15 protein-coding genes and 1 pseudogene are annotated in these 19,638 nt (G+C 73.9%); 6 read left to right on the forward strand and 10 right to left on the reverse strand.

The genetic code is table 11. The features are described from left to right. Positions 1-128 precede the first annotated feature (128 nt). From ACFWE1_RS10465 to ACFWE1_RS10475, 3 genes are read right to left on the reverse strand one after another with little or no spacing between them, the layout of a single operon-like run. Entirely contained in the window at positions 129-1,778 is a 1,650-nt protein-coding gene (locus tag ACFWE1_RS10465) for a GMC oxidoreductase (RefSeq protein ID WP_376933392.1), read from the reverse strand. Further along, the gene (locus tag ACFWE1_RS10470) at positions 1,775-2,722 is read right to left on the reverse strand and encodes a YegS/Rv2252/BmrU family lipid kinase (RefSeq protein ID WP_376933393.1); all 948 of its coding nucleotides are present in this window, start codon (positions 2,720-2,722) and stop codon (positions 1,775-1,777) included. Before ACFWE1_RS10470 ends, ACFWE1_RS10465 begins: the two co-directional genes overlap by 4 nt. A gap of 2 nt (positions 2,723-2,724) precedes the next feature. Then, the gene (locus ACFWE1_RS10475) at positions 2,725-4,377 is read right to left on the reverse strand and encodes an FAD-binding oxidoreductase (RefSeq protein ID WP_376933394.1); all 1,653 of its coding nucleotides are present in this window, start codon (positions 4,375-4,377) and stop codon (positions 2,725-2,727) included. Positions 4,378-4,397: 20 nt separating this feature from the next. Here ACFWE1_RS10475 and ACFWE1_RS10480 point away from each other — a divergent pair, with 20 nt between their 5' ends. The 3 genes from ACFWE1_RS10480 (at position 4,398) to ACFWE1_RS10490 (ending at position 6,921) form a co-directional block, all read left to right on the forward strand. Then, positions 4,398-5,006 carry a TetR/AcrR family transcriptional regulator gene (locus tag ACFWE1_RS10480; RefSeq protein ID WP_376933395.1) on the forward strand — a complete coding sequence of 203 codons (609 nt, stop codon included), beginning with the start codon at positions 4,398-4,400 and terminating at the stop codon, positions 5,004-5,006. Beyond that, on the forward strand, positions 5,003-6,469 hold the full coding sequence (locus tag ACFWE1_RS10485; RefSeq protein WP_376933396.1) for a glycerol-3-phosphate dehydrogenase/oxidase: 1,467 nt from the start codon (positions 5,003-5,005) through the stop codon (positions 6,467-6,469). Before ACFWE1_RS10480 ends, ACFWE1_RS10485 begins: the two co-directional genes overlap by 4 nt. Before the next feature lie 104 nt (positions 6,470-6,573). Beyond that, positions 6,574-6,921 carry a DUF4190 domain-containing protein gene (locus tag ACFWE1_RS10490; protein WP_376933397.1) on the forward strand — a complete coding sequence of 116 codons (348 nt, stop codon included), beginning with the start codon at positions 6,574-6,576 and terminating at the stop codon, positions 6,919-6,921. A gap of 60 nt (positions 6,922-6,981) precedes the next feature. On the opposite strand, the gene ACFWE1_RS10495 is transcribed toward ACFWE1_RS10490, so the two are convergent. From ACFWE1_RS10495 to ACFWE1_RS10515, 5 genes are read right to left on the reverse strand one after another with little or no spacing between them, the layout of a single operon-like run. After that, positions 6,982-7,716 carry a FadR/GntR family transcriptional regulator gene (locus tag ACFWE1_RS10495; RefSeq protein ID WP_376933398.1) on the reverse strand — a complete coding sequence of 245 codons (735 nt, stop codon included), beginning with the start codon at positions 7,714-7,716 and terminating at the stop codon, positions 6,982-6,984. Between the two features lie 10 nt (positions 7,717-7,726). Beyond that, on the reverse strand, positions 7,727-8,515 hold the full coding sequence (locus ACFWE1_RS10500) for a 3-oxoacyl-ACP reductase (protein ID WP_376933399.1): 789 nt from the start codon (positions 8,513-8,515) through the stop codon (positions 7,727-7,729). A 46-nt stretch (positions 8,516-8,561) separates the two neighbouring features. Beyond that, positions 8,562-9,917 (reverse strand): aldehyde dehydrogenase family protein, encoded by a 1,356-nt coding sequence (locus ACFWE1_RS10505; protein ID WP_376933400.1) that lies wholly within the window; start codon positions 9,915-9,917, stop codon positions 8,562-8,564. After that, positions 9,914-10,756, reverse strand: coding sequence for a gamma-glutamyl-gamma-aminobutyrate hydrolase family protein (locus tag ACFWE1_RS10510; protein WP_376933401.1), 843 nt, complete (start codon positions 10,754-10,756; stop codon positions 9,914-9,916). Before ACFWE1_RS10510 ends, ACFWE1_RS10505 begins: the two co-directional genes overlap by 4 nt. Further along, positions 10,737-12,104: a glutamine synthetase family protein gene (locus ACFWE1_RS10515; RefSeq protein WP_376933402.1), complete on the reverse strand. Its 1,368-nt coding sequence runs from the start codon at positions 12,102-12,104 to the stop codon at positions 10,737-10,739. The genes ACFWE1_RS10510 and ACFWE1_RS10515 overlap by 20 nt, the downstream gene beginning before the upstream one ends. A gap of 222 nt (positions 12,105-12,326) precedes the next feature. Here ACFWE1_RS10515 and ACFWE1_RS10520 point away from each other — a divergent pair, with 222 nt between their 5' ends. Then, positions 12,327-13,913: an amino acid permease gene (locus ACFWE1_RS10520; protein WP_376933403.1), complete on the forward strand. Its 1,587-nt coding sequence runs from the start codon at positions 12,327-12,329 to the stop codon at positions 13,911-13,913. Between the two features lie 208 nt (positions 13,914-14,121). Continuing rightward, positions 14,122-15,579, forward strand: a complete 1,458-nt coding sequence (locus ACFWE1_RS10525; protein WP_376933505.1) for an aspartate ammonia-lyase — start codon at positions 14,122-14,124, stop codon at positions 15,577-15,579. A gap of 66 nt (positions 15,580-15,645) precedes the next feature. Here the strand turns inward: ACFWE1_RS10525 and ACFWE1_RS10530 are convergent, their stop codons facing one another. Next, positions 15,646-16,521 carry a fumarylacetoacetate hydrolase family protein gene (locus ACFWE1_RS10530; protein ID WP_376933404.1) on the reverse strand — a complete coding sequence of 292 codons (876 nt, stop codon included), beginning with the start codon at positions 16,519-16,521 and terminating at the stop codon, positions 15,646-15,648. A 110-nt stretch (positions 16,522-16,631) separates the two neighbouring features. Continuing rightward, entirely contained in the window at positions 16,632-18,167 is a 1,536-nt protein-coding gene (locus ACFWE1_RS10535; protein ID WP_376933405.1) for an AlkA N-terminal domain-containing protein, read from the reverse strand. A 74-nt stretch (positions 18,168-18,241) separates the two neighbouring features. Between ACFWE1_RS10535 and ACFWE1_RS10540 the strand changes: the two are divergent. Further along, positions 18,242-19,612 (forward strand): annotated as a pseudogene (locus tag ACFWE1_RS10540) (FAD-binding oxidoreductase); the annotation flags it as partial. Between the last annotated feature and the right edge of the window lie 26 nt (positions 19,613-19,638).

Below are 19,638 nucleotides of genomic sequence, written 5' to 3' on the forward strand. Positions count from 1 at the left end.
GCGCGGCGGGCCGGGGCTCGAGCGGCGCGGCAGGGGCCGTGCGCTGCATCGGAGCATAGCGAAGCGGAGGGCCCCCTGTCGTCACTTCGATCGGAGAAGTGGCGGCGCGGCGGCGCCGGCCGGCGCGCTCAGCGCGCGAGCAGCTGCTCCTGGCTCGGCCGCTCGTCGGGCGCGCCCGCCGCGGGCCAGTACGACAGGGCGCGCTCGGCGAGCGCCGTGATCGTGAGCGAGGGGTTCACGCCCGGGTTCGCGGGCACGGCCGCGCCGTCGACGACGGAGAGCCCGGGATGGCCCCACACCCGGTGGTACGCGTCGACCACGCCGTCGGCGGGGGACGCGGAGATCGGGGCGCCGCCGAGGAAGTGCGCGGTCAGCGGGATGCCGAACACCTCCGGCCACGAGCCGCGAGCCTCGGCCGGGACGCCGCCCTCTGCGGTCATCCGCGCGGCGATGGCCTCGGCGGCGCGGTGGGCCTCGGGCAGATGGCTCGGGTTCGGCTCGCCGTGGCCCTGTGCGCTGGTGAGGCTCAGTCGGCCGAAGCGGCGGCGCAGCGAGAGGGTGAGCGAGTTGTCGGCCGTCTGCATGACGAGCGCGATGATGCCGCGCTCGCTCCAGCGGCGCAGGGAGGCGAGCCGGAACTGGCGGGCGGGCGAGCGCAGCACGAGCCGTGCGGCCCGGCCGAGCCGACGGGCGAGCGGGAGCTCGCCGGGCACCATCACGGTCGCGAGCGCGCCCATGAGGTTCGAGCCTGGCCCGTACCGCACGTTCTCGACGTGGGTGCGGTCGTCGACGTGGAAGGAGGTCGTGATGGCGACGCCGTGCGCGAGGCCGAGGGAGTCGGGCACCGCGGTCGCCACGGCGCCGTCGAGCGCCTCGGAGTTCGTTCGGGTGAGCCGGCCGACCGCGTCCGGGACGGCGGGCAGCGCGCCCGAGTGCTTCATCCGGTGCAGGAGCTGCTGCGTGCCCCAGGTGCCGGCGGCGAGCACGACCCGCTGCGCGGTGACGGTGCGTTCGCCGCGGCGCAGGCGGCCGTCGGTGCGGCGGGTGGTGACGGCGAAGCCGCCGCCCGGCAGCTCGCGCACCTCGGTGACGGTGCGCAGCGGCTCGATGGCGACGCCGCGGCGTTCGGCGAGCGCGAGGTAGTTCTTGACGAGCGTGTTCTTCGCCCCGACCCGGCAGCCGACCATGCAGTTGCCGCAGAGCGTGCAGCCGGTGCGCTCGGGCCCCTCGCCGCCGAAGAACGGGTCGGCGGTGCGCTCGCCGGGGCGGCCGAACCAGACGCCGACGGGGGCCCGCCGGAACGTGTCGCCGACGCCGAGGTCCTCGGCCGCGCCCGCCATGATCCGTTCGACGGGTCCGTGGTGCGGGTAGCGCTCGACGACCCCGAGCATGCGCTTGGCCGTCGCGTAGTGCGGGGCGAGCTCGCCCGCCCAGTCCGCGAGATCCCGCCACTGCCGATCGGCGAAGAAACCCGGGCCGGGTTCGTAGAGCGTGTTCGCGTAGTTGAGCGATCCGCCGCCGACGCCGGCGCCGGCGAGGATCATCACGTGCGGCAGGCGGTGGATCCGCTGCACGCCGTAGCAGCCGAGCGCGGGCGCCCAGAGGTACCGCCGCAGGTTCCAGCTCGTCTTCGCGAAGTCCTCGTCGGCGAAGCGCCGGCCGGCCTCGTAGACGCGCACCCGGTAGCCCTTCTCCGCCAGCCGCAGCGCCGCCACCGAGCCGCCGAAGCCCGAGCCGACGATGACGACGTCCTCGTCGAACGCGGTCCGCGCGCTCATGCCGGGCCGCCCGCGGCGTGCGCCGCTTCGCCGACGGCTGGGCGGCGGGGCGCGGGCGGCACCATGATGCGCAGCGCGCCCGCCCGCGAGACGATCTCGCAGTCGCCGCTGCCGACCCGCTCCCCGTCGGCGTAGACGGTGAGCCCGGGGGCCGAGACCTGCACCGCGCGGGCGCGCCGGTGGGTCACCTCGGGGCGGCGGTCGTGCCGGCCGCGCAGCAGCAGGGGGAACAGCCGGATGAGCCGCAGCCGCGTGAGCGGGGCGACGTGCACGAGGTCGAGCAGCCCGTCGTCGGGGTGCGCGCCGACGCAGACCGGCATCCCGCCGCCGTAGCTCTCGGTGTTGCCGACCGCGACGAGCGTGCCCGGGGCACGGTACTCGGCCTCGTCCTCGATCCGGATCGTGAAGTCCATGGGGCGCAGCCGCACGAGCTCGATCGCGAGCGCCAGGTAGTAGCGGAGGGCGCCGTGCGGCCAGCGCAGCCGGTTCGTGCGGTCACTGACCTTCGCGTCGAAGCCGAGGGCGGCGACGGTGAGGAAGGGCGTCGTCCGGCCCGCGCTCCGCACCTCGCCGACGTCGATGACCCGGGCGGTCCCGGTGATCGCGAGCACCGCGGCCGCCGTCGCGTCGTCGCGGGGGAGGCCGAGCGCGCGGGCGAGGTCGTTGCCGGTGCCCGCGGGCACGAGCGCGATCGGCACCGAGCCGGCGAGGAGTGGCTCGAGGATGCCGGAGAGGGTGCCGTCGCCGCCGACGACCACGAGCGCGGTCGGGGCGCCCTCGAGCGCCCGCACCGCGAGGGCGGCGGTGTCAGCGGCCGAGCTCCCCTCGTAGCTGCGCACCTCGGCGCCGTGCGCGCGGAGCCCCGCGATGGCCGCTGCCGCCGCCGCGCGTCCGCGCCCCTTCCCGGCGAACGGGTTGGCCAGCACCGCGATGTGCCCGCCCACCGTCATCCCTCCCGGCCCGGACCGGCTTCGGGCCCGGACGTTGGCTCTGCCGCGATGACCGCGCCGGGGTTCAGGATCGCGCGGGGGTCGAGTTCGCGCTTGATGGCGCGGAGGATGCGGATGCCGGTCTCGCCGATCTCCGTCGGCAGCCACGGGGCGTGGTCGCGGCCGACCGCGTGGTGGTGGCTGATGGTGCCGCCCGCGGCGAGGATGGCGTCGTTGACGCCCGCCTTCACCCGCTCCCAGACCTCGATCGGCTCGTCGCGGATGCCCGCGAGGACGGTGAAGTAGAGCGAGGCGCCGGTGGGGTAGACGTGCGAGACATGGCACATGACGTACGACTTCGCCCCGGCCGCGCCGAGCCCGTCGCGGAGCGCGCGCTCGACGGCCTCGCGCAGCGCCGGCAGCCTCGACCACGTGGTGGCCGTCTCGAGCGTCTCGCAGAACACGCCGGCGTCGAGGAGGGCGTCGCGCAGGTAGGGGCCGTCGAAGCGGCCGGCCAGCCACTCGGAGGCGGCTCCCGCACCGGAGGAGGTGCCGCCAGCAGCGCGCAGCAGCTCCGCAGTGCGCGCCCGGCGTTCCTCGATGCCGTCGCCCTCGTAGACCGTGACGGCGCTCGCGCCCTTCGCGAGCGCCTTGCCGAGCTTGCCGAGCTGGGCGAGGCTCACGGCGGTCTCGGCCTCGTCGGAGAGGCGGATGACGGTGGGACCGCCGCCGTGCTGGGCGACTCGGCGGAGCCCCTCCGCGCCCGACGCGAAGTCGGGGAAGGTCCAGGCCTCGAACACCCGCTCGCGGGGCACTCGGTGCACGCGCACCCGGACCTCGGTGATGACCCCGAAGATGCCCTCGGAGCCGAGGAACACCCGGACGAGGTCGGGGCCGGCGGCGGAGCCGGGGGAGCGGCCGAGCTCGAGCTCGCCGGTGGGGGTGGCGACGCGCAGTCCAGTGACCATGGTGTCGAAGCGGCCGTAGCCGGCCGAGTTCTGCCCGGAGGAACGGGCGGCGGCGAAGCCGCCGATCGTCGCGTAGCGGAAGCTCTGCGGGAAGTGGCCGAGCTCGAAGCCGTGCTCGGCGAGCAGCGCCTCCGCCTCGGGGCCGGTGGTGCCGGCGGCGAGGACGGCCTCGCCGCTGAGTTCGTCGAAGGAGCGGAGGCCGGTGAGCCGGCGCAGGTCGAGGCTCACGACGGCGTGGTGGGCGCCGCGTTCGGGGTCGAGGGCGCCCACGACGCTCGTGCCGCCGCCGTAGGGGATGACCGCGATGCCGTGCGCGTCCGCCACGGCGAGGCAGGCGAGCACCTCGTGGTGGTCGGCGGGACGCACGACGGCGTCGGGGGCGAGCTGCTCCGCCGCCCGGCGACGGAGGAGGTCCGGCGTGGAGCGGCCGCCGGCGTGCCGGAGCCGGGCCTCGGCCGAAAGCTCGACGTGGGCCTCGCCGACGACGGCGCGGAGCGCGTCGAGCTCCTCGGCGGTCAGGGCGGGCGGCGCCAGTCGCACGGCGTCGAGCTCCGCGGCCGGGGCGGGGCGCCGCACCCGGCCGAGCAGGAGCGGCAGCAGCGTGCGCACGGCGAGCGGCAGTTCCTTGGCCTTGGCGGGGTCGCCCCAGCCGTTCCACCGCATCGGCGGGTCCGCGGCGACTCTGTCGCGTGCATCGCTCATGCATTACAGTGTGACAGATCATGGAAGAACGTCAAGCAATGTTGCCGCCGTTCGGCGCCGAGCTCCCCGAGTGGGACGCCACGCAGTCGCGCGTGCTCGACGCCGCGGACGAGCTCATCCGCCGTCGCGGCGTCGGCGGGGTGACGATCGCCGAACTCTCGCGCCGGTCCGGGCTGAGCCGCCCCACCGTCTACCGCAGCTGGAGCGACGCCGACGACGTCGTCCGTTCGGCACTGCTGCGCCGGGTCATCCGCATCCTCGGCTCCTTCGAGACCCCCGCGAGCACGCGCGCGGGCCTCGTCGACGACGTGCTGCGCTTCTCCGCCCGGTTCCGCACCGACGCGGTCTACGGCCGGTTGCTCGACGACGAGCCGGAGGCGTTCACGCGGTACACCCTGCAGCGCGTCGGCTCGAGCCAGCGGATGATCCTCGCCTGGCTCGCCGCGGCGATCCGGGCGGCGCAGGACGAGGGCTCGGTGCGTCGGGGCGAGCCCCGCGAGATCGCCGTCATGCTCCTGCTCATCGCCCAGTCGGCCGTGCTCTCGCACGGCACCGTCACCGAGCTCATCGACGAGGACGCCTGGGAGCGCGAGCTCTGCGCGGCCCTCGACGGGCACCTGCGGCCATGACCGCGTCCGACGCGCTCGACGCGCGCCGCCGCGGCCGGGAGCTCGAGCGGGCCGCCGGCGAGACGGCGGATCTGCTCGTCGTCGGCGGCGGCATCACGGGGGCCGGAGTCGCGCTCGACGCGGCCGCGCGCGGGCTCCGCGTCGTGCTCGTCGAGGCGCAGGACCTCGCCTTCGGCACGAGCCGGTGGAGCTCCAAGCTCGTGCACGGCGGCCTCCGCTACCTGGCCACCGGCGACGTGGCGACCGCCAGGGAGAGCGCCGCCGAGCGCCAGCTGCTGATGACCGCGATCGCGCCGCACCTCATCCGCCCGCTGCCGCAGCTGCTCCCGTTCCTGCCGGGCGTCTCGCTCCCTCAGCGCGCCGCCGGGGCGGTCGGCATGGGCCTCGGCGACCTCCTCCGCGTGCAGGCACGCACCCCGCGGGCCGTGCTGCCGCCGCCGCGGCCGGTCACGGCGGGGACGGCGCGACGGCTCGTGCCGGCGCTCGAGCGGCGCGGGCTCCGCGGCGGGATGCTCTCATACGACGGGCAGCTCCTCGACGACGCGAAGCTCGTCGTCACCGTCGCCCGCACGGCCGCCGCGCACGGGGCGCGGATCCTCACGCGCGTCCGCGCGCTCCGGCTGCGCGCCGACGGGGCCGAGGTGGCGGACGCGCTGAGCGGGGAGCGGTTCGAGCTCCGCGCGCGGGCCGTCGTGAACGCGACGGGCGTCTGGGCCGGCGGCCTCGACGGGGGCCTCACCGTGCGGCCGAGCCGCGGGACGCATCTCGTGCTCGACGGCGCGGTCCTCGGCGACCCGTCCGCGGCGCTGACGATCCCGCACGAGGGCTCGATCAGCCGCTACGTGTTCGCCCTGCCGCAGCGCTCCGGCCGTGTCCTCGTCGGCCTCACCGACGAGGAGGCCCCGGGGCCCGTGCCGGAGGTGCCGGAGCCGAGCGAGGCCGAGATCGCCTTCCTGCTCGCGAGCCTCAACCGGGTCGTCGCCACGCCGGTCCGGCGGGAGCAGGTGCTCGGCGCGTTCGCCGGGCTGCGGCCGCTCATCGACAGCGGCGCCGACCGCACGGCCGACCTCTCGCGCCGCCACCTCGTCGCCGTGTCCGACGCCGGATTCGTCTCCGTGCTCGGCGGCAAGCTCACCACCTACCGGCGGATGGCCGAGGAGGCGGTCGACCTCGCGGTCGCGACGCGGGCGATCGCGGCGCCGCCGAGCCGCACCGCCCGGCTGCGGCTCGTCGGGGTCGACGACGCCCTCGTCCGCGCGCGGCTGAGCGAGCCGGCCGCCGCGATCGGCGAGGGCGTCGCCGTGCGCCGCGCCGACGTGGAGTACGCCGTGCGCGTCGAGGGTGCGCTCACCGCGGCCGACGTGCTGGATCGGCGCACGAGGATCGGCTTCGTCGCGGCCGACCGAGCGCGCTGCCTCCCCGTCGTCGAGCAGCTCGTCGCCGAGGCGCTCGCCGAGGAGTGACCCCGCTCGGCCGTCGGGAGCGCTCGGGGTTCGGGGTGCTCGGGGTCGGGAATCGGGGGATATCCCCATACCGACCGCGCCGCGGCATCCGTAGCGTTGGAGCCATGACCACCACCATCGATCCCACCGTCACCCCCGTCCACCCGGCGGGCGGGGCTCAGCAGCCCGCCCCGGCGCAGCCCCAGGCGGCCGAGACGAACGGCTTCTCGATCGCGAGCCTCGTGCTCGGGCTCGTGTCGATCGTCGCCGGCTTCACCTTCCTGGTGCCGATCGGCGGTCTCGTGCTCGGCATCGTCGGCCTCCAGCGGGAGCCCGCCTCGCGCACCATGGCCATCTGGGGCGTCGTGCTCAACACCGTGATGCTCGTCGGCACCGTGCTCGTCGGCTTCGGCATGCTCGCCTTCGGCGCGCTCACGCTGCCGTTCCTCCCCTTCTTCGCGACCGCGTTCTGACGCTCGCACCACGGACGGGGGCGCGCCGACGGCGCGCCCCCGTTCCGCGTGTGCGCGAGTTCAGCCGTAGAAGCCGCGCAGCAGCGCCTCGGTGCCGATGAGGTGCTCCGCCATCGCCTGCGCCGCCTCGTCGGGACTGCCCTTCAGGATCGCCGACACGACCGCGCCGTGCTGCTCGTCGGAGTGCGCGATGTTCGGCGCGAGCAGGGGGATGCCGTCGAGCAGCTCGTTGATGCGCATCCGCACCTCGGCCACGAGCGGCGTCACCGACTCCGCCCCGACCACCTCGGCGATGACGAGGTGCAGCCGGGAGTCCGCGACCCGGTAGCCCGCCTCGTCCGCCTGGCCGCAGGCGAGGTGCGCCTGCCAGAGGCGTTCCCGGTCGGCGGCGCTCAGCTCGCTCTCGGCCGCCCGCCGCGCCACGCCGACCTCGACGACGGCGCGCAGCGCCAGGGTGTCGTCGAGCGCCCGCCGCTCGATCGGCCTGGGCACGCCGGGCCCGGGCTCGGGCAGCGGATCGGAGACGAAGGTGCCGCCGTAGCGGCCGCGCCGGGCGACGACCCAGCCCGCGTCCGCGAGCGAGCCGATCGCCTCGCGGAGGGTGTCGCGGCTGACCTCGAGGGTCGCCGCGAGCTCGCGCTCGGCCGGCAGGCGCTCGCCCGGCGCGATGAGCCCGAGCCGGATGGTCTGCAGCAGCCGCTGCACGGTCTCCTCGAAGGCGTTCGCCGGGCGGGCGGGTCGCAGCAGCAGGCCGGCGTCCAGCATGCCCGGCTGCTCCGCTCCCCGCTCGTCCATGCTTCCGAGCCTAGAGGGGCGTGACGTAGGCGGCGCTGATGCCGCCGTCGACGAGGAAGGTCGACCCCGTGATGAACGAGGCGTCGTCGCTCGCGAGGAAGGCGACCGCCGCCGCGAGCTCCTCGGGGTTCGCGAAGCGCCCGACCGGCACGTGCACGAGCCGGCGCTGCGCCCGCTCGGGGTCCTTCGCGAACAGCTCCTGCAGCAGCGGCGTGTTGACCGGGCCCGGGCAGAGCGCGTTCACCCGGATGCCCTGCCTGGCGAACTGCACGCCGAGCTCGCGGCTCATCGCGAGCACGCCGCCCTTCGACGCCGTGTAGGAGATCTGCGAGGTGGCCGAGCCCAGCACCGCGACGAAGGAGGCGGTGTTGATGATCGAGCCGCGGCCCTGCGCGACCATGTGCCGGAGCGCGGCCCGCGAGCACAGGTACACGCTCTTCAGGTTGACGTCCTGCACCTTCTGCCAGGCCGGCAGCTCGGTCGTCTCGATGGAGTCGTCGTCGGGCGGGGAGATGCCCGCGTTGTTGAAGGCGATGTCCACCGAGCCGTAGACGCGCGCGGCCTCGTCGAAGAGGTGGTCGACCTGCGCCTCCTCGGTGACGTCGAGCTGCACGAAGAGGCCGTCGACCTCGCTCGCCGCGGCCGCGCCGCTCGTCGGGTCGAGGTCGCCGATGACGACCTTCGCGCCTTCGGCTGCGAGGCGGCGGGCGGTGGCGAGGCCGATGCCCGAGGCGCCGCCGGTGATGACGGCGACGCGCCCGGCGAGGCGCTGGGTGAGGTCGAGCGGGGTGACGGTCATGGTGCTCCCTGGGTTGCGGTGGTCGGATCGGGGCGTGCGGGCCGGCTCAGTCGACGGCGATGAAGACGTTCTTCGTCTCGGTGAAGGCGGCCGGTGCGTCGGGCCCGAGCTCGCGGCCGAGCCCGGACTGCTTGAACCCGCCGAAGGGCGTCGAGTAGCGCACGGAGGAGTGCGAGTTCACGGAGAGGTTGCCGGACTCGACGCCGCGGGCGACGCGGATGCCGCGGCCGATGTCGCGCGTCCAGATCGAGCCGGACAGACCGAACCGGCCGGCGTTCGCGAACGCGACGGCATCCGCCTCGTCGTCGAAGGGGAAGACCGACACGACCGGGCCGAAGATCTCCTCCGTCGCGGCGCGGGCGTCGCGGGCGGGGGTGAGCACCGTCGGCGGGAACCAGAACCCCGGGCCGTCCGGTGCGCTGCCGCGGAACGCGACGTCGTGGTCGTCGGGCACGAACTCCCGCACCCGCTCGCGGTGCGCCGCCGCGACGAGCGGCCCCATCTCGGTGGCCTCGTCGCGCGGGTCGCCGACCTTCACGCCCTGGACGGCCGGTTCGAGCAGCTCCATGAAGCGCTCGTACACGCTGCGCTCGACGAGGATGCGGCTGCGCGCGCAGCAGTCCTGGCCGGCGTTCTCGAACACGCCGTACGGCGCGGTGGCCGCCGCGCGCTCGAGGTCGGCGTCGGCGAAGACGATGTTCGCGCTCTTGCCGCCGAGCTCGAGGGTCACCCGCTTCACCTGCGCCGCGCAGCCGGCCATGATGCGCTGACCGACCTCCGTGGAGCCGGTGAAGACCACCTTCCGCACCGTCTCATTCGTGACGAAGCGCTCGCCGACCACCGAGCCCCGGCCCGGGACGACCTGGAACAGCCCCTCCGGCAGCCCGGACTCGAGCGCGAGCTCGGCGAGCCGGAGGCTCGTCAGCGGCGTCCATTCCGCGGGCTTCAGCACCACCGCGTTGCCGGCGGCGAGCGCCGGCGCGAAGCCCCAGGAAGCGATCGTCATGGGGAAGTTCCACGGCGTGATGACGCCGACCACGCCGAGCGGCTCCTGGAAGGTGACGTCGAGGCCGCCGGCGACCGGGATCTGCCGGCCGAACAGCCGCTCGGGCGCGGCGGAGTAGTACTCGAGCACGTCGCGGACGTGCCCCGCCTCCCAGCGGGCCTGAGCGATCGGATGCCCCGAGTTGCGCACCTCGAGCGCCGCGAGCTCCTCGACGGCGCCGTCCACGGCCTCGGCGAAGCGGCGGAGCGCTCGCGCCCGGTCGGCGGGCGCCGCGGCGGCCCAGCCGCGCTGCGCCAGCGCGGCGGCGGCGATCGCGGCATCCGTCTGCTCGACGTCCGCGCCCTCGACAACGGTGACGAACTGCTCGTCGGCGGGATTCACGATGGTGTGCGTCATGGCGCGGTCCTCTCGGAGGCAGGGGAGGCGGGGGATGCGGGGGAAGCGGGGGCTGCGGCGGTGCGCTCGCGCGCCGCCCGGTGCGCCCGGGCGGCCTCCACGAGGCCGGCGAACAGCCGGCGGTCGCGGGCGTTCTCCTCCGGGTGCCATTGCACGGCGACGCCGAACGGGGCGGCGGGCAGCTCGACGGCCTCGATGATCCCGTCGTCGCTGCGCGCGGTGACGACGAGGCCGTCGGCGACGCGGTCGAGCGCCTGGTGGTGGTAGACGTGCACGGGCAGGGCGTCGGTCTCGCCGACGAGTCCCGCGAGGCGGGAACCCGGGGCGATCCGCACGGTGGTCTCGCCGAAGACGGCGGGCGCGGGCTGGTACGCCTCGGTGCCGACGACGTCGGGCAGGTGCTGGTGCAGCGTGCCGCCGAGGGCGACGTTCAGCATCTGGGCGCCTCGGCAGATGCCGAGGAACGGCACGCCGTCGTCGATCGCGGCGGTCAGCAGCGCGTCCTCCCAGTCGTCGCGGTCGACCCTGGGCGCACCCGTGCGCTGGTGGGCGGCCTGCCCGTAGCGGGCCGGGTCGACGTCGGCGCCGCCGGCCACGATCAGCCCGTCGAGCGAGGCGAGCACCCGGCGCGCGAGCGGCGCGTCCGCGGGCTGCGGCGGCAGCAGCACGGCGATGCCGCCCGCGTCGGTGACGGCGTCGAGGTAGACCTTCGGCAGGAAGGAGGCGGGGACGTCCCACACCCCGGTCTGCGCCCGTTCCAGGTAGGTCGTGATGCCGATGACGGGCGCATCCGCGTTCGCCGCGCGCGGGCGCTGCGGCTCAGAGTCGTTCGAAGCCACGAACCCGCTCCCAGTCCGTCACGGCCGCGTCGTAGGCGGCGATCTCGACGCGCGCGTTGTTCAGGTAGTGCTCGACGACCTCGTCGCCGAAGGCGTCGCGGGCGACGGCCGAGCCCGCGAAGAGCTCGGCGGCCTCGCGGAGGGTCGCGGGCACCCGGGCGACGTCGGACTCGTAGGCGTTGCCGGCGAAGAGCTCGTCGGGCTCGAGCTCCTGCTCGATGCCGTGCAGGCCCGCGGCGATGAGCGCGGCGACGGCGAGGTACTGGTTGACGTCGCCGCCCGGCACCCGGTTCTCGACGCGCATGCCGTGGCCGTGGCCGACAACGCGGAGGGCGCAGGTGCGGTTGTCGAGCCCCCACGCGATCGCGGTCGGGGCGAAGCTGCCGGCGACGTAGCGCTTGTAGGAGTTGATGTTCGGCGCCGAGAAGAGGGTGAGCTCGCGCATGGCGGCGAGCTGCCCGGCCAGGAAGTGCCGGAACAGCTTGGACATGCCGTGCGGGGCGGACTCGTCGGCGAAGACCGCCTCGCCGTCGGCGCCGCGGAGCGAGATGTGGATGTGGCAGCTGTTGCCCTCGCGCTCGTCGTACTTCGCCATGAAGGTGAGCGCCTTGCCGTGCCGGTCGGCGATCTCCTTCGCGCCGTTCTTGTAGAGCGAGTGGTTGTCGCAGGTCGTGAGCGCGTCGGCGTAGCGGAACGCGATCTCCTGCTGTCCGAAGTTGCACTCGCCCTTGACGCCCTCGCAGTACATCCCGGCGCCCTCCATCGAGCGGCGGATGTCGTGCAGCAGCGGTTCCATGCGGGTCGAGGCGAGCAGGGCGTAATCGATGTTGTAGTCGCTCGCCGCCGTGAGCTCGCGATAGCCCTTGCGCCAGGCCTCGCGGTACGAGTCGTCGAAGACGATGAACTCGAGCTCGGTGCCGACGAAGGCGGTGAGGCCGCGCTCGGCGAGGCGCTCGAGCTGGCGCTGCAGGATGCGTCGGGGCGAGGGCTCGACGGGGGAGTCGTCGAGCCAGCGGAGGTCGGCGGTGACGATCGCGGTCTGCTGCAGCCACGGCGCCATCCGCAGGGTCGCGAAATCGGGGATGAGCGCCATGTCGCCGTAGCCGCGCTCCCAGCTCGACATCGCGTAGCCGTCGACGGTGTTCATCTCGACGTCGACCGCGAGCAGGTAGTTGCACGCCTCGACGCCGTGCGCGGCGGCGTCCTCGAGGAAGAGCCGGGCCGAGACCCGCTTGCCGACGAGGCGCCCCTGCATGTCGGTGAACGAGACGATGACCGTGTCGACGTGGTCGTCGGCGATCGCCTGGCGCAGCTGGTCGAGCGTGAGGGGTCCCGTGGGTGCCGACATTCGATGCTCCTCCTCGAGTGGAATGGTCGGTTGTGGCGACCATTACATCATGAGTGCGCGCCGCTGGGAATGGATGCCTCGCACTCGATCTGGAAGTTTCCGGGAGATTTCTTCGCGAAAGGTCTGTACGGCCGACCATTGACGCCCCTATCATCGTGGCCAACACACCGCACCCCCGCGCTCGCCCCCGAACGGCGCGCGCCATGAATGCAAGGGAGCACCATGGCCAAGGACACGCTCAAGGTGTCGGGCGTCACGTATTCGACGGCCGACGAGGGCTACTTCGAGAAGCGCAGGCTCAAGCGTTCGGCGGGCGTCTGGGGGCTCTGGGGCCTCGCGGTCGCCGCCGTCATCTCGGGCGACTTCTCGGGGTGGAACTTCGGCATCGACTTCGCCGGCTTCGGCGGCATGCTGATCGCCTTCGCCGTGCTCATCGTCATGTACTACGGCCTGATCTTCTCCATCGGCGAGATGAGCTCGGCGATGCCCCACACGGGCGGCGCCTACTCCTTCTCGCGGGCGGCGATGGGCCCGTGGGGCGGCTTCATCACGGGCCTCGCCGAGACGATCGAGTACGTCGCCACCACCGCGGTGATCGTCTACTTCTCGGCCGCCTACGCCGACGGCATCACGAGCGAGCTGCTCGGCTTCTCGATGCCGGCGCCGATCTGGTGGGCCATCCTCTACCTCGCCTTCATCGCGCTCAACGCGGCCGGGGCGAGCATCTCGTTCAAGTTCGCGATCGTCGTGTCGATCATCTCGATCGCGATCATCCTCGTGTTCTCGGCGATGGCGCTGTTCTCCGGCCAGTTCTCCTGGGACGCGCTCTGGAACATCGCGCCCGACGCCGGCCAGACCGCGTTCCTGCCGCACGGCGTGCTGCCGATCCTCTTCGCACTGCCGTTCGCGATGTGGTTTTTCCTCGGCATCGAGGAGCTCCCGCTCGCCGCGGAGGAGTCGCACGACCCCGTCCGGGACATCCCGCGCGCCGGCCTCATCGCCCGCGCGACGCTCATCATCACCGGCCTGCTCGTGCTGTTCCTGAACACCGGCGTCATCGGTGCGGAGGCCACCGGCACCGCGGGGGAGCCGCTGCTCGACGGCTTCCGGGCGATCGTCGGCGACGGCGCGGCCGCCGTGCTCGCGCTCTTCGCGCTCGTCGGCCTGCTCGCCTCGCTCCAGGGCATCATGTTCGCCTACGGACGCAACATGTACTCGCTGTCCCGCGCGGGCTACTACCCGAAGTTCCTCTCGCTCACCGGATCGCGGCAGACCCCGTGGGTCGCGCTCGTCGCCGGCGCGATCATCGGCTTCGTCGCGCTCAACATCGTCGACCTCGCGGGCGGAGCCGGCGGCGTCGCGGGCGCGATCGTGCTCAACATCGCCGTGTGGGGCGCGGTGCTCGCGTACCTCATGCAGATGGTCGCCTTCGTGCTGCTGCGCCGCAAGTTCCCGAACGCGAGCCGGCCCTACCGCAGCCCGTGGGGCGTGCCAGGGGCGATCGCCGCGGCGGTCATCGCGGCGCTCATCTTCGTCGGCTTCCTGCTGAACCCGACCTTCGTGCCGGCGATCATCGCGATCGCGGTGGTGTACCTCGTGATGCTCGTCATCTTCGGCGTCTGGGGCCGGCACCGCCTGGTGCTCTCCCCGGAGGAGGAGTACGCGGTGTCCGGCGGCCTGCACGGCGACCCGCAGGCCGAGGGCTACGGCGGCACGGTCGAGGAGCAGCTGCTCGCGAGCGACGGCGTCGACGCGCCCGTCGAGGAGCGGGGCACGGGCGGACCGGGCGGGGCGACCCCGCTCGGCTGAGCGGGCGACGGATCCCGGCGTGGGGGCGCCGGTGGAGCCGAGCGGCGGGGCTCGGGGGCGCTCCGCCGTTCGGCGCTTCGGGCTAGGCTCGGAGGAGGCGCGGAACCGCGCCGGTACCACCCGCCGGGCGATCCCCGGCGGCCGAGGCGATGGAGCCAGCGTGTCGATCTCCGCACACCCGACCCACGAGCGCCGCCTGGAGGCGAACATGATCGGACCCGACGTCCCCACCCGAGTCGAGCGGGACTCGCTCGGCGAAGGCCACGTGCCCATCGACGCCTACTGGGGCGTGCACACGCTCCGCGCCCTCGAGAACTTCCCGATCACGAAGCGCCCGATCTCGGTCTACCCGGAGCTCGTGGTCGCCCTCGCCTCCGTGAAGCAGGCCGCCGCCCGCGCCAACCGGGAGCTCGGCGTGCTCACCGAGCAGAAGGCCGCGTGGATCGACGAGGCCTGCCAGCGCATCATCGACGGCGAGCTGCACGACCAGTTCGTCGTCGGCGTCATCCAGGGCGGCGCCGGCACCTCGACGAACATGAACGCGAACGAGGTCATCGCGAACTTCGCGCTCGAGATCGGCGGCTACGAGAAGGGCCGCTACGACGTCCTGCACCCGATCGACGACGTCAACCGCAGCCAGTCGACGAACGATACCTATCCGACCGCGGTGAAGCTCGCGATGGCGTTCTCGCTGCGCACGATGCTCACCGAGCTCGACCTGCTGCGCATCGCCTTCGGCAAGAAGGGGCGCGAGTTCCACGAGGTGCTGAAGGTCGGCCGCACGCAGCTGCAGGACGCCGTGCCGATGACGCTCGGGCAGGAGTTCCACGGCTTCGCGACCACGCTCGGCGAGGACGTCGACCGGCTCCGCGAGACCATCAAGCTGCTGTCCGAGGTGAACCTCGGCGCCACCGCGATCGGCACCGGCATCACCGCGGAGCCCGGCTACACCGCCGCCGTGGTCCGCAGGCTCAGCGAGATCACCGGGCTCACCCTGGAGACCGCGCCCGACCTCATCGAGGCCACGAGCGACACCGGCGTCTTCATGACCTTCTCGAGCGCGCTGAAGCGCAGCGCCATCAAGCTCTCGAAAATCTGCAACGACCTGCGCCTGCTCTCCTCCGGGCCGCAGGCGGGGCTCGGCGAGATCAACTTGCCGCCGAAGCAGGCCGGCTCGTCGATCATGCCGGGCAAGGTCAACCCCGTCATCCCCGAGGCGGTCAGCCAGGTCGCGTACGCCGTCGCGGGTGCCGACCTCACGGTCACGATGGCGGCCGAGAGCGGCCAGCTGCAGCTGAACGCCTTCGAACCGGTCATCGCGCACTCGCTGCTGCAGTCCATCACGTGGATGCGCCAGGCCTGCTGGACGCTGCGGGTGAACTGCGTCGACGGCATCACCGCCAACACCGACCGGCTCGAGCACATGGTCTCGACGAGCGTCGGTGTCATCACCGCGCTCATCCCGTTCATCGGCTACACCGAGGCGGCGACGCTCGCGAAGCTCGCGCTCGCGACCGGCCGCCCCGTTGCCGATCTCGTCGTCGAGGCCGGGCTGATGAGCCGCGAGGACGTCGAGCGGCAGCTCTCGCCGTCGAAGCTCTCCGGCATCCGCCCGATCACGACCGCGATCCCGGTGCAGCAGCTGCAGGCCGAACCGAGCGAGTAGTCGAGACGCGAACGGCGCCCCGGCCGAGGCCGGGGCGCCGTGGTGCGTTCGGTGTGCGGCGTCGCCTCAGACGACGCGGCAGTGGGTCGTGAGCGAACCGATGCCCTCGACGGTGATCGTGACGGTGGAGCCGTCCTGCAGGAACACCTGCGGGTTGCGCGAGTAGCCGGCGCCGCCCGGGCTGCCCGTGCTGATGAGCGTGCCGGGCGGGATCGTCGCCGAGCGCGACAGGTAGGAGATGATCTCCGCGACGCTGCGCACCATCTCGTTCGTCGAGGCGTCCTGCAGGATGCGGCCGTCGAGGTTCGTCGTGAGCCAGAGGTCCTGCGGGTCGGCGATCTCGTCGGCGGTGACCACCACGGGCCCCGTCGGGGTGAAGCCGTCGAAGGACTTGCAGCGCGACCACTGCGCCTCGCTGAACTGGATGTTGCGCGCCGTGATGTCGTTCACCACGGTGTAGCCCCAGACGTAGTCGAGTGCGTCGCGCACGTGCACGCCGCGTGCCGGCCGACCGATGATGACGCCGAGCTCGGCCTCGTAGTCGACCTGCGTGGAGAGGTCCTCCGACCAGCTCGTCGTGGCGCCGTGCGCGGTGAGCGAGTTGGGCCAGAGCGAGAAGATCGTCGGGGCGGTCTCGTGGCGCAGCTTCAGCTCTTGCGAGTGGGCGGCGTAGTTCGCGCCGATCGCGAGGATGTGCGGCGGGCGCAGCACTGCCGAGGCGTGCCGCAGCTCGGAGACGGGGGTGAGTCGCGCGCCCGCCTCGAGGGCGACGTCGACCGCGACACGGACCGCGGCGAGCCCGTCGGGGCCCCGCTCGATGAGGTCCTGCAGGTCGCGAGGGGCCGGATCGAGCACCTCGTCGAGGAAGAGCGCTGCTTCGGCGATCACCACCGCGAGCCGGGGGGTCGTCTGGCCTTCGACTCTCAGGTGCGCGAATTTCACCATTCCAAGCTATCGGGTGGCATCCAGGCGAAACCTGACGGCATGTACAACACTCCGGCGCGATCCTTCCACAATGGCGACAGTCGCTTCCGCCATCCGAAAGGGACGCGTCACGTGGCGGCGCGCCAGAGGTGCATCGAGGCGTAACTGCGCCAGGGCGCCCAGGCCGCACCGCGCCGGTCGAGCTCGCCCACCTCGCCCGGCAGGCCGAGCGCCCGCGCACCGGCGCGCAGCGCGAGGTCGCTCGTCAGCAGGACGTCGGGCGCTCGGGTGACGCGCATCGCCACGTAGCCGGCGGTCCAGGGGCCGATGCCGCGGATGGCGAGGAGGTCGGCGGCCAGCTGCTCCCGCGAGCGCTCGGCCGAGACGAGGAGCTCGCCGCTCGCGAGGCGTTCGGCGACGTCGAGGATGGTCGCGATCCGCGCCTTCGGGCCGGCGAGCACCTCGGCGCCGCGCGCCGCGATCGCGGCCGCCGTGGGGAAGAGCAGGGCGAGCTCGCCGGGCGCTGCGGACGGCATGGGCTCGCCGAGCGCGGCGGCGAGGCGGCTGAGCGCGGTGCGGGCGGCGGCGACGGAGATCTGCTGGCCGATGAGGGCGCGGAACAGGAGCTCGTGCGGGTCGAGGCAGCCGGGGACGCGGATGCCGGGCACCCGCGCCACCGCCGGGGCGAGCGCCGGGTCGTCGGCGAGTGCCTCGTCGATCGCGACCGCGTCCGCGTCGAGGTCGAAGAGCCGGCGCACCCGCGCGACGAGCGGCGGCAGGTCGCCGAGGGCGGCGAGCCGGGCCTCGACCTCGACCGCGGCGCCGCCCTCCGCCTTCGTGAACGAGAGCAGGGCTGGGCCGCCCGGCAGTCGCAGGGTGCGCTCGAAGCCGCCCTCGATCGCTCGCTCGACGCCGGCGACGGCGCGGACCGCGAGCCAGGTGAAGACGCCGTCGGCGTCGAACGGCTCGCGAGCGGGCAGCCGCAGCCGCACGTGGGCGCCGCCGTCCGCGGTGGCCTCCGGCGGCGCGCCGCCCGCTCCCGCGCGGTGCGCCGCGTGCCGCAGCTCGAGCGGGCTGCGGTCGTAGACCTCGCGGATCGTCTCGTTGAACTGGCGCACGCTGCCGAAGCCCGCGGCGAACGCGATGTCGGCCGCCGGCATGTTCGTGGAGAGCAGCAGCGTGCGCGCCGTCTGGGCCCGGTGCGCCCGGGCGAGGGCGAGGGGGCCCGCGCCGAGCTCGGCGCCGAGGACCCGGGTGAGGTGGCGGGTGGTGTAGCCGAGCCGAGCGGCGAGGCCGGGCACGCCCTCGCGCTCGACGACACCGTCGGCGATGAGGCGCATCGCGCGGGCGGCCAGATCGTCGCGGAGGTCCCACTCGGGGGAGCCGGGCACGGCGTCGGGCAGGCAGCGCTTGCAGGCGCGCAGCCCCGCCTCGTGCGCCGCGGCCGCGGTGAGGTAGAAGGTGACGTTCGACGGCTTGGGGGAGACAGCCGGGCAGCTCGGTCGGCAGTAGATGCCGGTGGAGTGCACCCCCGTGATGAACTGCCCGTCGAAGCGGGCGTCGCGGGCGCGCATCGCCCGGTACCGCTCGGCGAAGACCGGGTCGGCGAGCGCGGCTTCGTCGCGGGCGGCGGACCGCTGCGGGCGGTCGGTGGTGACGGTCATGACTCCACCCTGCCACCCTCCGCCGACAACGACTCGCGGGAATCGGACACGAGCGGCGCGGCTAGGCTGCATCCATGTCGAACGAGGTCGTCCAGCAGCTGATCGCCGAGCTCGGGGGCGCCGTCGCCCTCGACGAGGCCGCGCTCGACGCGAGCCGAGAGGACCGTTCGGGGCACCGCGCCGCCGCCCGCCCCCTCGCCGTCGTGCGTCCCGGCAGCATTGCGGAGGTGCAGGCGACGATGCGGATCGCGCACGCGAGCCGCACCCCGGTCGTGCCGCGCGGAGCCGGCACCGGGCTCGCCGGCGGCGCGATCGCGAGCCCGGGCGCCATCGTGCTCGACGTCTCCGGCATGGACCGCATCCTCGAGATCGACGAGGACGACGAGCTCGCCGTCGTCGAACCCGGTGTCCTCAACGGCGCCCTGAACGCCCGGCTCGCGCAGCGCGGACTCTGGTTCGCGCCCGACCCGGCGAGTCGGAAGATCTCCTCGATCGGCGGCAACATCGCGACGAACGCGGGCGGCCTGCTCTGCGCGAAGTACGGCGTCACGCGCGAAGCGGTGCTCGGGCTCGCCGTGGTCCTCGCCGACGGGCGGCTGATCCGCACGGGCCGCCGCACGGTCAAGGGTGTGACCGGCTACGACCTCACCGCGCTCTTCACCGGCTCCGAGGGCACGCTCGGCGTGATCGTGGAGGCGACGGTGCGGCTGCGGCCCATCCCGCTCGGCGGACCCGTGACGATCGCCGCCGCCTTCCCCGACGTCGAGGCGGCCGCCGCGGCGTGCACCGCGGTCACGGCGGCGAAGCTCCGGCCGGCCATCCTCGAGCTCCTGGACGCCGGATCGATCTCCCGCATCGCGGAGCACCTCGGCGAGGCGGCGCTCGTCGGCACCCCGCTGGCCGGGCTCGCACCCGGTGAGGCCTTCGTCGTCGCCCAGTGCGACGACGCCGGGGCCGAGGCCGACGCGGTCGCCGTCGCCGCCGTGTTCGAGGCGGCGGGCGGGCGCACCCGCCGCTCGGGCGACGTGGTCGATGGGGAGCGGCTGCTCGGCATCCGCCGCGCGATGCACCCCGCGATGGCCGCGCGCGGCGAGGTGCTCATCGAGGACGTGGCCGTGCCGCGCTCGAAGCTCGCCGAGATGTTCCGCGCCATCGAGGAGATCGGCGCCCGGCACGGCGTCGAGATCCCGACGATCGCGCACGCCGCCGACGGCAACCTGCACCCGAACTTCGTCTACTCCGGCGGCGAGGTCCCCGCGCACCTCTGGGCCGCCGCCGACGAGATGTTCCGCACCGCCGTCCGCCTCGGCGGCACCCTCACGGGCGAGCACGGCGTCGGCATCCTGAAGCGCCGCTGGCTCGCCGAAGAGCTCGGCCCCGACGGCTTCGAGCTGCAGCGGGGCGTGAAGCGGCTGTTCGACCCGCTCGGCATCCTGAACCCGGGGGGTGATGTTCGAGCCGGCGCCACCCG

Source organism: Agromyces sp. NPDC060279, assembly GCF_042726785.1.
Lineage (GTDB): Bacteria > Actinomycetota > Actinomycetes > Actinomycetales > Microbacteriaceae > Agromyces.

Coding starts and splice junctions, on each gene's coding strand:
- ACFWE1_RS10465 (WP_376933392.1), bottom strand. CDS start 1,778: ATGAGCGCGCGGACCGCGTTCGACGAGGACGTCGTCATCGTCGGCTCG.
- ACFWE1_RS10475 (WP_376933394.1), bottom strand. CDS start 4,377: ATGAGCGATGCACGCGACAGAGTCGCCGCGGACCCGCCGATGCGGTGG.
- ACFWE1_RS10480 (WP_376933395.1), top strand. CDS start 4,398: ATGGAAGAACGTCAAGCAATGTTGCCGCCGTTCGGCGCCGAGCTCCCC.
- ACFWE1_RS10485 (WP_376933396.1), top strand. CDS start 5,003: ATGACCGCGTCCGACGCGCTCGACGCGCGCCGCCGCGGCCGGGAGCTC.
- ACFWE1_RS10490 (WP_376933397.1), top strand. CDS start 6,574: ATGACCACCACCATCGATCCCACCGTCACCCCCGTCCACCCGGCGGGC.
- ACFWE1_RS10495 (WP_376933398.1), bottom strand. CDS start 7,716: ATGGACGAGCGGGGAGCGGAGCAGCCGGGCATGCTGGACGCCGGCCTG.
- ACFWE1_RS10500 (WP_376933399.1), bottom strand. CDS start 8,515: ATGACCGTCACCCCGCTCGACCTCACCCAGCGCCTCGCCGGGCGCGTC.
- ACFWE1_RS10505 (WP_376933400.1), bottom strand. CDS start 9,917: ATGACGCACACCATCGTGAATCCCGCCGACGAGCAGTTCGTCACCGTT.
- ACFWE1_RS10515 (WP_376933402.1), bottom strand. CDS start 12,104: ATGTCGGCACCCACGGGACCCCTCACGCTCGACCAGCTGCGCCAGGCG.
- ACFWE1_RS10520 (WP_376933403.1), top strand. CDS start 12,327: ATGGCCAAGGACACGCTCAAGGTGTCGGGCGTCACGTATTCGACGGCC.
- ACFWE1_RS10525 (WP_376933505.1), top strand. CDS start 14,122: ATGATCGGACCCGACGTCCCCACCCGAGTCGAGCGGGACTCGCTCGGC.
- ACFWE1_RS10535 (WP_376933405.1), bottom strand. CDS start 18,167: ATGACCGTCACCACCGACCGCCCGCAGCGGTCCGCCGCCCGCGACGAA.